This is a genomic window from Geobacillus sp. CCR (genome assembly GCF_052906625.1).
In genome coordinates, this window is sequence record NZ_JBREBQ010000019.1 from 36,183 (window position 1) to 50,356 (window position 14,174).

9 protein-coding genes, 1 pseudogene and 1 CRISPR repeat array (1 of these 11 only partly in view) are annotated in these 14,174 nt (G+C 49.9%); of the genes and pseudogenes, 7 read left to right on the forward strand and 3 right to left on the reverse strand.

What is annotated here, in order from left to right; translation table 11 throughout:
• Positions 1 to 6: 6 nt before the first annotated feature.
• Positions 7 to 444: pseudogene (locus ACVBDQ_RS11145) on the reverse strand (PepSY domain-containing protein); the annotation flags it as partial.
• Positions 445 to 610: 166 nt separating this feature from the next.
• Between ACVBDQ_RS11145 and ACVBDQ_RS11150 the strand changes: the two are divergent.
• From ACVBDQ_RS11150 to ACVBDQ_RS11160, 3 genes are all read left to right on the forward strand, one after another.
• Positions 611 to 1,273, forward strand: a complete 663-nt coding sequence (locus ACVBDQ_RS11150; RefSeq protein ID WP_031206136.1) for a response regulator transcription factor — start codon at positions 611 to 613, stop codon at positions 1,271 to 1,273.
• Positions 1,263 to 2,636 carry a sensor histidine kinase gene (locus ACVBDQ_RS11155; protein ID WP_021321897.1) on the forward strand — a complete coding sequence of 458 codons (1,374 nt, stop codon included), beginning with the start codon at positions 1,263 to 1,265 and terminating at the stop codon, positions 2,634 to 2,636. Before ACVBDQ_RS11150 ends, ACVBDQ_RS11155 begins: the two co-directional genes overlap by 11 nt.
• Positions 2,637 to 3,288: 652 nt before the next feature.
• On the forward strand, positions 3,289 to 5,598 hold the full coding sequence (locus tag ACVBDQ_RS11160; RefSeq protein ID WP_014194816.1) for a YhgE/Pip domain-containing protein: 2,310 nt from the start codon (positions 3,289 to 3,291) through the stop codon (positions 5,596 to 5,598).
• A 384-nt stretch (positions 5,599 to 5,982) separates the two neighbouring features.
• Here the strand turns inward: ACVBDQ_RS11160 and ACVBDQ_RS11165 are convergent, their stop codons facing one another.
• A complete protein-coding gene (locus tag ACVBDQ_RS11165) occupies positions 5,983 to 6,294 on the reverse strand; it encodes a hypothetical protein (RefSeq protein WP_014194814.1) in 312 nt (103 codons plus the stop codon).
• Positions 6,295 to 6,506: 212 nt separating this feature from the next.
• Here ACVBDQ_RS11165 and ACVBDQ_RS11170 point away from each other — a divergent pair, with 212 nt between their 5' ends.
• The 3 genes from ACVBDQ_RS11170 (at position 6,507) to ACVBDQ_RS11180 (ending at position 9,076) form a co-directional block, all read left to right on the forward strand.
• Positions 6,507 to 7,031, forward strand: a complete 525-nt coding sequence (locus ACVBDQ_RS11170; RefSeq protein WP_014194813.1) for a hypothetical protein — start codon at positions 6,507 to 6,509, stop codon at positions 7,029 to 7,031.
• A complete protein-coding gene (locus ACVBDQ_RS11175) occupies positions 6,991 to 7,644 on the forward strand; it encodes a PspA/IM30 family protein (protein ID WP_014194812.1) in 654 nt (217 codons plus the stop codon). Before ACVBDQ_RS11170 ends, ACVBDQ_RS11175 begins: the two co-directional genes overlap by 41 nt.
• 199 nt (positions 7,645 to 7,843) lie before the next feature.
• Positions 7,844 to 9,076 (forward strand): MFS transporter, encoded by a 1,233-nt coding sequence (locus tag ACVBDQ_RS11180; protein ID WP_014194810.1) that lies wholly within the window; start codon positions 7,844 to 7,846, stop codon positions 9,074 to 9,076.
• Positions 9,077 to 9,158: 82 nt separating this feature from the next.
• Here ACVBDQ_RS11180 and ACVBDQ_RS11185 read toward each other — a convergent pair whose 3' ends face one another.
• Complete coding sequence (locus ACVBDQ_RS11185; RefSeq protein WP_021321900.1) at positions 9,159 to 10,214, reverse strand: DmpA family aminopeptidase; 1,056 nt, start codon at positions 10,212 to 10,214, stop codon at positions 9,159 to 9,161.
• Between the two features lie 94 nt (positions 10,215 to 10,308).
• Here ACVBDQ_RS11185 and ACVBDQ_RS11190 point away from each other — a divergent pair, with 94 nt between their 5' ends.
• Positions 10,309 to 10,575 (forward strand): hypothetical protein, encoded by a 267-nt coding sequence (locus ACVBDQ_RS11190; RefSeq protein WP_223812571.1) that lies wholly within the window; start codon positions 10,309 to 10,311, stop codon positions 10,573 to 10,575.
• Positions 10,576 to 10,650: 75 nt separating this feature from the next.
• Positions 10,651 to 14,174: a CRISPR direct-repeat array (repeat unit 30 nt; unit sequence GTTTCAATCCCTCATAGGTACGATAAAAAC) (it continues 981 nt past the right edge of the window).

Genomic DNA, 14,174 nt, shown 5'->3' on the forward strand with positions numbered 1-14,174 from the left:
CATACGTTATGTCGTCTCCGGCGCTGGCGTCATCCGCTTCTGCTTCCGCCTCCGTCCCGCTGCGAGCGTGCGGATCGACAGGAAAATCCCCGTCGCGGTCAAAATGATCATCGCCACCGCCGCGACATCAACCGCCCAGCGGATGTCAAGCGAACCGATTCTCCCTTCGTGCAGCTGGCGGACGAACATCATGAGCGACGATCCGCCTCCCTCGGCGCGCGGTGCCATCGGGGCCGTAGATGCCCCCGCTCCCGACGTCTGCCCCGCCCCGAACGCGTTCATTCCTTCCTGCGCGGCGCGGTGCATCTCGCCGCGCTCCGCCTGGCCAATGAGCCACGGCTCGGATAGAAGGAGCCCCGTCACCGCCTCAACAAGCAAAAAGATCGAACTGATCAGCCCAATCCAAAGATGCAAATTCCTCATTTTCCTCATCGCCGTTTTCCTCCTTTTCCTCTTCGTCCATCATGATAGCCAAGGAAGGTGAAAAAATGGTGAAAATTCTTTTTGAGAGAACGGCCTTCTGCGCGGCGAATCGGCTGCGTTTTCACCGTTTTTTCACGAACGATTTGATATGATAAGAAGGAAGAGAGACAGAACGGGAGGAATGGCGATGAAAATTTTGCTGGCCGAGGACGATCTTCACCTAGGGGAGCTGATCGTTCATTTATTGAAAAAGAAAGGCATCGACCATATTGATTGGGTGCAGGAAGGGGAAGATGCGTACGATTACGCCATGGCGGAGTTTTACGATGTCGTCGTGCTCGATTGGATGCTTCCAAACGGCGATGGGGTCGATGTGTGCCGCCGCCTGCGGCAAAACGGCTACACGGGCGCGATTTTGATGCTGACGGCGAAAGACGCGGTGCAAGACCGCGTCACCGGGCTTGAAGCCGGGGCGGATGACTATTTGGTCAAGCCGTTTGAAATCGATGAGCTCGTCGCGCGCTTAAAAGCGCTCGCCCGGCGCACGTTCGTCCCGCTCCAAGAGGAAAAAGTGACGTTTCACGGCTTCACATTGAACCGGACAAGCCATACGCTCCATCGCGGCGATGAAGAGATTTTCCTCACTCCACGCGAGTTTCAGCTTCTCGATTTGCTCGTGCAAAACCAAGGGCAAGTCGTGCCGCGCGAAACGATATTGGACCGCGTCTGGGGATGGGATGCCGATGTGTCAATGAAAACGATCGACGCGACAATCAAGCTATTGCGCAAAAAGTTGAAAGACGATGTCATCCAAACCGTTCGAGGAGTGGGGTATAAAATTGAAAAATAACTGGAGGGAATGGCGCGACTGGCTGCGCCGCCTAGGAAGCGCCGACTTGTTCCGCCGCGCCCATTGGCGGCTGACGGCGCTCTACAGCGGCATTTTCACGTTGTTTCTCGCCTTGTTTGTCATGATCGCCGCGGCCTTGTTTTACTGGATCGCTACCTCTGACCAAGAGCGGCGCATCAGCCGCCTCGCCGAGCAAGAGGCGAATACGATCGAACAAGTGCTGCTCAAGCAAAGCAATTTCGACTTGTTTGATGATGAAAATGTCATTTTGTTAAGCGAAGACCAACTCTTTTTTTACGTCATCGGCCCGGACGGGGGCCTGCTCGCCGGGGATGAAGTCCACCCGCGCCTGCGTCCGTATTTTTTAAACGCCTTGTCCCATCTCAAGGCAAATGAGCGCGCTCCCGTCTACATGAGCGTCTCTTTGCCGGAACATATGCCCGGCCTCGCGCGCGAAGCGGCCCGCGACTGGCGCGTGCTCGCCGCCGCCCGTCCGCTCGTCATCCACGGCGATTTCGTGGGCATGCTGTATATCGGCATGGACGTCACGTCGTTTTTCGGCGTGTTCCATTGGCTGCTCATTGTGCTCATCGGCTTGGCCGTTTTGTTTCTCGCCGTCGGCGTCGCGCTCAGCTTCTTTATGTCCAAGCGTGCGCTCGCACCGATTGAAGAGGCGTACGAGCGGCAGCGCCAGTTCGTCGCCGACGCCTCTCATGAGCTGCGGACGCCGCTCAGCGTCGTCTTCTCGTCCGTCGAGGCGCTTTCGCTTGAGGAAGATGTGATGAAAAACGACTTTGCCCGCCGCCTGCTCGACCGCCTGCGTGACGAATTGAAGCGAATCACGAAACTGATGAACGACTTGTTGACGCTCGCCCGCGCGGATGCGAAACACGCCGCGCTGGAGCTTTCAAAACAAACGTTCGATTTCCGCCCGCACGCCGAGCGCACGTTCCAGCTCATGTCGGAACTGGCGGCGAAAAAACAGATTACGATGCATTTTCACGCTCCCGAGCAAGCGCTCGTCACCGCTGACCCGGACAAATTGACGCAGCTGTTGTACATTTTGCTCGACAACGCGATCAAATACACCCCCGAAGGCGGCGAGGTGACGCTGTCGATCCGCACCGAGCCAAAGCACGTGTTCCTTTCCGTCAAAGACACCGGCATCGGCATCCCGCCGGAAGACATCGGCCGCATTTTCGACCGCTTTTACCGCGTCGACAAAGCGCGCTCGCGCCAACAAGGCGGCCACGGCCTCGGGCTGTCGATCGCCAAATGGATCGTCGACGCCCACGGCGGCGCGATCCACGTCCAAAGCCAACTCGGGCAAGGGTCGGAGTTTCTTGTCCGTCTGCCTGCTTAGAAGGCCGGTGAAAAACGGCTGTCACGAGCAAATCAGCGGCATTTCGCCAAAAAAGAAGGATGATTTCGCAAGGTTTTTCTAATTGGGAAATAGATGGAACTAGCAGCATTTTGTACTAAATCACCAGCCTTTTAGATCTTGCGGCGCGCTGTCATTGATAGGCGGCAAGGCGCGCCTTCTTTTTGAACATGATGAAATTGATTTTGCATTCAGCTGGCTACTCGCCACGTTTCACACTCAGCTTGTATGGAAGATGAAAACGGAAAATCGGAAATTTTATAGATGAACGATGGGCTTTATATTTTATCGCACTTCAAACATGAATGAATCATTTCTGCTTATTGCATGCAGGTATTGTTTATGATAAGATATAAAACGAAATGACCGAAACGTCCATTTGGTCAAAAAGATGAACGCCCCTGTTAGATAAAAAGAAACAAATGATTGATGCAACAACTCATCAGAGTGAATGGCACATGACTTTAAACGTTGATTGGGGGAAGGAACGCGAACCATTGTTTCAACAAAAGATTGCCCAACGGTTCGGCTGATATCGGTAAAAAGGATTGTCTCCATGACCATCCTTCTCTTTTTTACAAAAAATGACTAAATGGACAAATCGGTCAATATTATTAAAAAGGAGGTTCCGCATGTGCGTGCATTTCAATTATGGATGCAGGAATGGAAAGCAGTTGCATCCAATCGGAAAACACTGATTCCGATTATAGCTGTCTTATTTATTCCGCTTCTATACAGCGGCATGTTTTTATGGGCGTTTTGGGATCCATACGATCATTTGGACGAACTTCCTGTCGCCGTGGTAAACAAAGACAAGGGGACAACGTTTGAGGGGAAAGCGTTTCATCTCGGCGATGATCTTGTTGAAAAGTTAAAAGAAAAAAAACAGTTTAACTGGCATTTTGTAAACGAACATGAAGGGGAAAAAGGATTAAAAGAACAAAAGTACTATATGCTCATTCAAATCCCTGAAGATTTTTCACAAAATGCGACGACGTTGCAAGACGATCACCCGAAAAAACTTCAACTTATTTACAAGCCCAATGAAGGATTTAACTTTTTATCAGCCCAAATTGGCGGAACAGCGGTTGAAAAAATCAAAACAGAAGTAGCCAAAACGTTAACGGAAACGTACGCAGAAAATATGTTTGAAAACATTCAAACATTAGCAGACGGGTTAACAAAAGCGAGCGATGGAGCCAAACAATTACATGATGGTCTCGGCGAGGCAAAAAATGGAACAAACAAACTGTATGATGGAATGAAAAAAGCGGAGGATGGATCCAAAGATTTGCATCATCATTTAGCGACACTTGCCGAAAAATCCATGGCCTTTACTGACGGATTGAATCAAGCAGTCAATGGTTCCACGCAAGTTCAAGCAGGGGTTCAAATGCTTGACAACGGGATGAAACACATGGCCGACGGGCAAGGGCAGCTGCTTGACGGAGCAAAACAGGCGCAAGAGGGAACCGCAAATCTTGCTTCCGGTGCAAAACGCGTATATGAAGGAATGCAAACACTCGATGCCCGCATGCCGCAGCTTTTGCAAGGTTCGGAACAATTAAGCGGGGGAGCCGAAAAGCTAGCATCATCGCTTGCGCAATGGCAACAAGGGGCGGCTCGGGTTCAAACAGGGGCGACCCAAGTAACAGGCGGGCTTGAACAGTTAGCGGCGCAGCTTGATGCACTCATTGCTCAAACCCCCGATCCGACACAAAAGGCGGTGTATGAGCGGCTAAAGGAAAATGTTGAGAAATTATCATTCGGAAGCAAACAAGTCGAAAACGGCATTGCGCAGTTAAACGATGGAGCCAAAGCATTACAATCAGGAGCAGCGTCGTTAAACAGCGGGGCGAAACAGCTGCATGAAGGGCATATTGCTCTCGACCGCGGGGTCGACGAACTGCTTTCTGGACAACAGCAGCTTGTCAATGGCGCCAATGCACTCTTGAACGGCCAAGAAAAGCTTGTCGCAGGCATGAACACGTTGCACGAAAAAATGAAAGAAGCGGAACAAGGAGCTGACAAACTCGCGAAGGGCGGCCAAACACTGACCTCTGGTCTGCAAGTGCTTGCTCAAGGAGCTGATCGGCTGCAAGACGGCGCCCATCAATTGGCGGATGGTTCGCAGCAACTAGCAAGCGGAATGAATGAATTAACGAGTGGGACAAGGCATTTGCAAGATGGTATGAATCGACTGACAGACGGCTCAGAAGAACTAGCGGATCAGTTAAAAGAAGGGGCCAAAAAAGCAAGCGACGTAAAAGCAAATAAAGACGTATACGACATGTTTGCAGAACCGGTGAAAGTAAAAAATGAAAAAGTGAATGAAGTGCCAAACTACGGAACAGGATTTACACCATATTTCTTGTCGTTAGGCTTGTTTGTTGGGGCGCTTTTACTCTCGATTGTCTTCCCGCTTCGCGAACCAGCAGCGGTTCCACGTTCGCCATTTCATTGGTTTTTTGCAAAATTTGGTGTGCTCATTGGGGTTGGGATTTTTCAAGCGCTTCTGGCCGATAGCGTATTGCTTTACGGACTTGACTTACAAGTGAAAAGCGTTCCGTTCTTTATCTTGTTTAGCGTTGTCACAAGCATTGCCTTTTTATCTGTCATTCAATTTCTCGTCACAACCTTCGGGGATCCGGGACGGTTTATTGGGATTGTCGTATTAATTTTGCAATTAACAACAAGCGCCGGAACGTTCCCGCTCGAGCTCATTCCGCGTTCGTTGCAGCATTTTAACGCATGGCTCCCAATGACCTATTCTGTTTTCGGATTCAAAGCGGTCATCTCAAGCGGCGATTTCTCATTTATGTGGGAAAACATCGGTAAGTTGCTACTGTTTATCGTCGCCATGATGGTTGGAACGATGGCGTATTTTACGATGCAACATCGCCGGCGATTTGCAACAGCCGTCGAACAAGCTTCTGAGGCATAATATGCTTCAGAAGCTTTATTTTTCACCTCACATTTCGCACCCTCCCGACGAAAATCGGGAGGATTTTTTCGTTCTGATATCAAATGAATTTCCTTTTGAGTCAGTCCCATGCCTAAAATGAGAAATATTCTTTTCTTCATCCCATGGCACAAACACTATGTATGGATAGAGCGATTTTTAACGCTGAACTTGACGGATATGGACATGGATGAGAGCATCTACGTCTAACATGATACGGAACGACTAACGATGGTCAAAAAAGATTGCCATCGCTAGTCGTGTTGGCCAAAACGTTATTCTGAAAAGCGAGATAAAAAATCCTTTAGCCTAGTCGATAAAAAATCGGGAAAGATTTTAGAAACATACGGTGAAATTATACAGCCCCTAGAACAAGTTGCAACAAAAACACGCATTCACGATGGCATTGACATAGGGCATGACCAAGTCTCCGACATCTCGGATTTCGATGGGAAACAGGCGGATGATGATGACAGAGATCGCGATGATGAGGAACAAACCGATTAGAGCGCCACCCAACCGCGCATGCGGATTCCATCGAATTCTCGCCAAGCCGACGATCAACGAGCCGATGGCGAATCCGAGAAACGAGCCGTACGCATAATATCCGACATCAAACGTCGGAAACAAAAAGGAAAACAAGAACACAAAACAAAGCGCCGCCAACATCAAGCCCATACGACCGAACCACGTCTTCCCCTCCTTCGTCCCCACAATGTCAGAAAAAACAGATGCCCGTCAAAATCATCGTCCATCTCGCGGCGGATCCCCTATTCATGATATACTCAAAAATCCTTCAAAAAAATGTTCGCTTTTCACCTAATTTTCTCCTTCCCCCTCTACAATACAAACCGTAAGCCAGTCCACTGCCGAAAAAAGGAGGTGACGATGTGAAAAAGGCACAAACGTTCCTATTCATCGCGCTCGCTGCTCTCGTTGGATGGAGCGCGTTTCATGTTCTGACGCCGCATGAAGTGATGGCGCACGGCCGTCCGGGCGTTCCATTTGCCGGCGTGCACGATGGATTCGGACATCACCATCGAGAGTTCGGCATGGGATCGCGCGAAGGCTGGATGATGGCAGGTTTGTTCATGTGGTGGCTCATTCCGTTTTTGCTCGTGGGCGCGGGGGCGATATGGCTCGCCGCGGCGCGGTCGAAGCGCTGGATCGGTTGGGCGCTTGTCGCTTTAGGCGTTGCTGCGATCTTGCCGAAATGGGTGCTGATCTTGCTGGCGCTGGCCGCCGTGTACACCTTAGGGCGCCGTCAAGCGCGAAAAACGGCAATTGCCGAAGCATGGGCGCCAGCACTGCCGTCCGTTCCCGTCGATTGGTTGGATGAATGGGAAAAAACAATACAAAAGGAGGCCAAACAACATGGGCATTTTTCGCCGGATCAAAACGATTATTCTCGCTGAGGCGAATGAACAAATTGACCGCTGGGAAGACCCCGTTGCCATGACGAAACAATATTTGCGCCAGCTTGAGCAACAACTCGAACAAGGCCGCCAAGCGCTCGCCCAACAATGGGTCGCCGAGCGGCGCTATGAGACGCTCATCGCCCAAGCCGAAGCGACCATTGAGAAACGAAGCCGCCAAGCGAAACTGGCGCTCGAGCGCAACGAAGAATCGGTCGCCAAACTGGCGCTGCGTGATAAACTGTTGTACGAGAAAAAGCTGGAGGCGTACAAACAACAATACGACGCCATCAAAGCGAAAACAGTTGAGGTCGCCAATCGCTTGAACCAACTACGCGAACGGTACGACGGACTCGCCGCCAAGCAGCTCGAGCTCGCGGCGCGGGTGAACGCCGCTCAAGCGTTGAAACAAATCGACACGGCGCTCGCTTCGTTTTCCGCCGATGAGGCGCTGCGCGGCTTCGCCCGCATGGAAGAGCGCGTCATCGCCTTAGAAGCCGAAGCGGCCGCCGCCCGGTTCGGTACGAATGCTGCGTTGTCCCCCGTGCCATTTGATGAAGAAGTCGAACGTGAGTTAGCCAAGTGGAAAGAAGCCCAAGCCAATAACGCCTAATCCCCTCCCCCTTTGACATAGATGACCCCCTTGCCGGGCAGGCAAGGGGGATGGTGTTTGTTCAGGGAAATGACACCGCTCCCCACCGTCGCACGGCCTGACTCTCGCTTTCCCCCGTTCGGAAGCAAAATCGTTTCCTTTGTTTTTCCATCGTGGTAAAATCATTAGAGAAACGAAATAATACAGGAGATGACCTCCTATGAACTGGAAGCGAAGCGTCCGCGTTCTTTGGCTGTGCAATTTCATGGTTTCTGCCGGGATGACGATGGTCATTCCCTTTTTGTCGCTCTTTTTATGGCAAATGGGCGTCACTGAGCACCACGCCTTGAGCATCTGGACAGGACTTGTGTTTTCCGTCACGTTCCTATCAGCCGCTGTCATGGCGCCGATTTGGGGGGTATTCGCCGATAAGTACGGCCAGCGCGCCAACCTCATCCGCGCGGGGATCGGCATGGGCTTGATCACCGGATGCATGGCGTTCGCCGCCTCACCGATGGCGCTGCTTGCTCTCCGATTTCTTGTCGGCTTTTTCTCTGGATTTATCACTGTCTCGTTTTCATACTTGGCCCGCGTTGTGCCGAGAGACCATAGCGGCGAGGCGCTCGGGACGCTGCAGACGGGAAGCATCGCCGGCAACATCATCGGGCCGCTCATCGGCGGCGCCTTATCCGACCTGTTCGGCTTCCGCCCGGTGTTTCTCGTGACCGGGCTTTGCATTTTACTGACGCTCTTGCCGGTCATTTTTTGGCTCGAAAAAGATCCCGTCGTGCCGCAGACAAAAGAAAACAAGGCCAGCTTCAAAGAAGTATTCAGACACCGGCCGCTCATCGTCTTATTTATCGCCACGTTTCTCGTGCAAATTGCGGTTCTTGGCGTCAACTCGATGATGACGATTTTTGTCCAATCGCTCATCGGCCATTCTAGCAATCTCGCCTTTCTATCCGGCCTCGCCTCGTCGATCACCGGCATCGCGACGATCATCGGCGCACCGTACTTAGGGAAACTCGGCGACCGAATCGGGCAGGAGAAAACATTACCGATACTGCTTGTGCTGTCCGGCTTGTTCGCCTTGCCGCAAGTATGGACGGACAACATTTATGAGCTGTACGTGTGGCGCTTCTTGCAAGGGCTTGTTGTTGGCGGCGTATGGCCGTCTATTCAAGCGCTCATCAACGCGCAAAGCCCGCGCCGCATTCAAGGGCGGGTGTTCGGCGTCACGGCAAGCAGCCGCTTCCTCGGCAACTTGACTGGCCCGACCGCCGCAGGCGCGATCGCAGGGTTCTTTTCCATTTCCTCCATTTTCGTCTTATCTGGTCTCTTGTTGATCGCCACCGGCGCATTGGTCGGGTATGCGACGCATGACCGTGCATGGCGCGAGGAAATGAAAGAGAAGATCGCCGCTTGGACACATCGTCTCCATAGTCGGTACTGACAACCACAGCGGCAAGAGGCGCGGCAGAAAAAACGAAACGGCCCGAAGAACCATTCCTTTCGGGCCGTTTCCTCTCATCGTTTCATTTCTCCGTCCATTTGATCCATCGAAGCAACGAATACGGAATCGCTTCCCCGACGCGTCCATTTCGCCCGGTCGTCGTCTCCGCCATCGTCAATGAATTCCAAATCGCTTCCTCTGTCGCCTCAACAGCCGCCTGAAACAACTCGTTCATGAGCGGCGCATCATCGCGGACAAGCGGCGGCAGCGCCTGATGCGCTGAATCCACAAAATGCGGAACCGTGTATGCCGTCGAAAAGGCGATGACGATGTCGCCGCTGCCATGATGAACGTGGCTTCCCGTCCGCGCCAGCCCCACCGCCGCCCGCTTCGCCAGCCGCTTCAACTGCCGCGCATCAAGCGGCGCATCGGTCGCGACGATCATCATAATCGAACCAGCCGGCACATCCCGTTCATCAAACGACGGCGGCACATACGGCACAAACCGCAGCTCTTCACGCCGCCCGAAATTGCTCACGACCAGCGCCCCGACCGTATATCCCCTGCTCACGACCCGCGACGAGCTGCCAACGCCCCCTTTCCAACCGAAACACATCATCCCCGTTCCTGCCCCGACCTCTCCTTCTTCCATCTCCACCCGCGCCGCGGCAATCGCCTCTTTCGCATGCTCCTTCGTCACCGAAAGCGCCCGCGCCGTATTCAAATAGCTGTCATTGCATTCCCCGACGACAATGTTGGCCGACCCGGTCGTATCTCCGATCTCCGGCGTCATCGCAAGCATATACTCAAGCGTCCCTTGCCAGACAGCGCCGACACTGAACGTATTGGTCAGCATAATCGGCGACTCGATCAACCCAAGTTCCTCGACCTGCACCAACCCGACCGTTTTCCCAAAACCGTTCAAAACAAAACAAGCCGCGGGCACCTTCTCCAAAAACCAGTTGCCCCCATGCGGCAACACCGCCGTCACCCCAGTGCGGATCACTGTCCGCTCATTCATATCTTCCCGAATCGTCACATGACCGACCCGCACCCCAGGCACATCGGTGACTTGATTGCGCTCCCCTGTCGGAAGCGTGCCGATGGAAAAACCAAGATCGCGAAGTTTGCGGCGCATCCATCCCACCCCTGTCGCTTTTCTCCGCCTTCTTTCAAACCGTCCAACGCCAACGCAGCATGTCCGCCGACACGACGGTGAACGAGAAAGAAGCGTGATTGTTCCCATGTCAAGTATATCGCATCGGACTGAGGAAATGCAGCAGCGGCAAAGAAAGGCGGTGAACAACCATGCCTGGTGGATCAATGGGGCCATACAAAAAAAGCAGATGCCAAAACGTTCTCCATGTGCGAAACAAAAAAGCGGCTTCCTGCAAAGCAAGCGGCGCAAGAATGAGCAGCCGAAGCAAAACGAAGCGGTCGATCGGGGAAGTGCAGCCATCCGGTTTCTTCAAACGGAAGACGTTCATACGATGGCGTGACATTGAAGAGGGTTTCGCCTCTTATAGGCGCGACAAAAACTGGGCGGAAACGCGTGGAGAAAGCGGCCGACTCCGGTTTCAATCCCTCGTAGGTACGATAAAAACCATTGATAACAGCCAAAATATTATAAAGGTCAAACGGGTTTCAATCCCTCATAGGTACGATAAAAACGACAAATTTCCGAGACACAGCGAAGGAGCTAAAGGTGTTTCAATCCCTCATAGGTACGATAAAAACATGAACTTGATTGACCATATCGAAAATCTCGAGCGTTTCAATCCCTCATAGGTACGATAAAAACACGTTTTGCAATTTCCTTCACCTCTATTTCTAGAGAGTTTCAATCCCTCATAGGTACGATAAAAACAATCGCTAGTTTCTTACTTGCAAGCCCGTTTGTCACGTTTCAATCCCTCATAGGTACGATAAAAACATTTGGTCTGTGTCTTTGACCAAAATTTGAAAGGAGTTTCAATCCCTCATAGGTACGATAAAAACGAATCTTGGCTGGTTTTCGGCTTCGAAGCCGGACAAGAGTTTCAATCCCTCATAGGTACGATAAAAACTGAAAGCCAAAACAGGTTTGTTTACGGGCATCTCGTCCGTGTTTCAATCCCTCATAGGTACGATAAAAACCTTATCCAGTTCGACCGCCTCGTTGATCGCAATATCTTGTTTCAATCCCTCATAGGTACGATAAAAACCGGAGATGGAGCTATATTAGGGGGATATTGAAAAATTTGTTTCAATCCCTCATAGGTACGATAAAAACGTGTAGCATTGTACGACTTTCCGGAACCAACAAAACCCGGTTTCAATCCCTCATAGGTACGATAAAAACGGGGCGACCTCAAAAAGACACTTAAAGTGGTTGAGGGTTTCAATCCCTCATAGGTACGATAAAAACGCCAAAACGAATCTACAGAACAAGGAGTGACTGAAGTTTCAATCCCTCATAGGTACGATAAAAACTTTCTCACAGCGTTAGTAATCACGCCAACCTTTGAGTTTCAATCCCTCATAGGTACGATAAAAACTTCCTCGAGCTTTTGCAATATCTGCTGATTTTCAGTTTCAATCCCTCATAGGTACGATAAAAACTCGATAAATTTAATAAGTTAACTGCGGCCAGAGCGATCAGTTTCAATCCCTCATAGGTACGATAAAAACCGATACCTTTATTTATATATTTTCGATTAGTCCAGAGTTTCAATCCCTCATAGGTACGATAAAAACGTGTAGACGAGCGGCCACATTTGCGTCCGGCGTATGAGTTTCAATCCCTCATAGGTACGATAAAAACTTGGCGGATCGCGAACGACATAAGCATGAGGGACAAAGGTTTCAATCCCTCATAGGTACGATAAAAACGGTTGCCGAAGATGAATGGGAGATTGTAGCATATGTTTCAATCCCTCATAGGTACGATAAAAACTACAGGAAAAGAAATCGGTGGATGGTGAGTGTTTGAGTTTCAATCCCTCATAGGTACGATAAAAACCCGTCGCGTTCATTTGCTGGAATTTGGACATGCAAAGGTGTTTCAATCCCTCATAGGTACGATAAAAACGAAAAGCATCCGCATTAAAGACTTGGAGATCGTCGAAGTTTCAATCCCTCATAGGTACGATAAAAACGCGTCGCCAACTCCCGCCACTTCGAGCGCCCATTGGCGGGTTTCAATCCCTCATAGGTACGATAAAAACAAATAACGTTTTTTAAACGATTGAAGTGACTTTTTCAAAGTTTCAATCCCTCATAGGTACGATAAAAACTGGGAGCTATAGGTGCTGTTTGTAGAGGAGAAAATAGAATGGTTTCAATCCCTCATAGGTACGATAAAAACGCTCATCTGTTTGAAGAAAAAACGGATGAATATGAGTTTCAATCCCTCATAGGTACGATAAAAACGCCTTCCTTCCCAGTGGCGTACGCCATTTGCGAGGAGTGTTTCAATCCCTCATAGGTACGATAAAAACACTCAGTGCCGCCTGGCTGATCCCGATCTTCTTTGGTTTCAATCCCTCATAGGTACGATAAAAACTCATCGGCAGTGTAGCTGGAAACGATGAACAAGAGGGTTTCAATCCCTCATAGGTACGATAAAAACTCGGGCTCCATATCAGCGCGAAATCATGGATGCGATGTTTCAATCCCTCATAGGTACGATAAAAACGAGATCGGGGAGTTGGCCAATGAAACACGGTGTTTGTTTCAATCCCTCATAGGTACGATAAAAACACGCGATGAAGCACCAACGTTGGCCCTTCCGTTCCGGAGTTTCAATCCCTCATAGGTACGATAAAAACGCGATCGTCGTGCAATCCAACCTTGCTCATGACTACGGTTTCAATCCCTCATAGGTACGATAAAAACTCTTCAAGCAGACGGCGCTCTGTCTCTTGATCTTCGGGTTTCAATCCCTCATAGGTACGATAAAAACGGATTCGGCTTACTCAACCAACCAGTGCCTTACACGTTTCAATCCCTCATAGGTACGATAAAAACAAGGTACAAGCTATTGCGATTACTCATTGTGGATGGAAGTTTCAATCCCTCATAGGTACGATAAAAACGCTGATGCTCTTATTATTCCTGTGCGTGTGGATGAGGTTTCAATCCCTCATAGGTACGATAAAAACTGATTTGCTCCATACGACTTTCATCTCGCCCATCCTTTCTGTTTCAATCCCTCATAGGTACGATAAAAACATATGTTCCATGTGTTTCTTATTAATTTTTACTTCTGTTTCAATCCCTCATAGGTACGATAAAAACAATTCATTTTAAGACAAAAAAGCGTTACTGGATGTTGTTTCAATCCCTCATAGGTACGATAAAAACCCGATATGTGGAAGTGACATTCAAAAAGTGGCTGGTTTCAATCCCTCATAGGTACGATAAAAACTATCCCCCGCCCCGACCATCATCCGCAAATCATCGTTTCAATCCCTCATAGGTACGATAAAAACCACCATTTGGTATTTAGAAGCGCGCTTGGATCGGGGTTTCAATCCCTCATAGGTACGATAAAAACCGGCGCCCGCCCGTCGATGGGAAAAACCGCGCTTGTCCTGTTTCAATCCCTCATAGGTACGATAAAAACCAGAAGATCATCTTGTATATCATCAGCCAGATTCGGTTTCAATCCCTCATAGGTACGATAAAAACTAGCACTCAGTGCCGCCTGGCTGACCCCGATCTTCTTTGGTTTCAATCCCTCATAGGTACGATAAAAACTAGTACCGCTGTTTCTCTTCGGTACGAAGGGTTTCATAGAGTTTCAATCCCTCATAGGTACGATAAAAACGAAAGCGAACGTCAAGAAACATTGACAGACGCTTAGTTTCAATCCCTCATAGGTACGATAAAAACAGAAAAACAGCCTTCCTTGTTGAATGGGTAGACGGTGTTTCAATCCCTCATAGGTACGATAAAAACGGGAATTAGTTTTAAAAAATTGGTTGAGTTGTTTGGTGTTTCAATCCCTCATAGGTACGATAAAAACGCGTTTTTGAGCGACATTACTACGCGGTTATTAGCGGTTTCAATCCCTCATAGGTACGATAAAAACTTTCGTGCAGTACAATGACGTCGT

Excerpts from the sequence above, each read along its gene's own strand:
- ACVBDQ_RS11185 (WP_021321900.1), bottom strand. The coding sequence starts at position 10,214 with ATGCGCCGCAAACTTCGCGATCTTGGTTTTTCCATCGGCACGCTTCCG.
- ACVBDQ_RS11150 (WP_031206136.1), top strand. The coding sequence starts at position 611 with ATGAAAATTTTGCTGGCCGAGGACGATCTTCACCTAGGGGAGCTGATC.
- ACVBDQ_RS11175 (WP_014194812.1), top strand. The coding sequence starts at position 6,991 with ATGGGCATTTTTCGCCGGATCAAAACGATTATTCTCGCTGAGGCGAAT.
- ACVBDQ_RS11165 (WP_014194814.1), bottom strand. The coding sequence starts at position 6,294 with ATGGGCTTGATGTTGGCGGCGCTTTGTTTTGTGTTCTTGTTTTCCTTT.
- ACVBDQ_RS11180 (WP_014194810.1), top strand. The coding sequence starts at position 7,844 with ATGAACTGGAAGCGAAGCGTCCGCGTTCTTTGGCTGTGCAATTTCATG.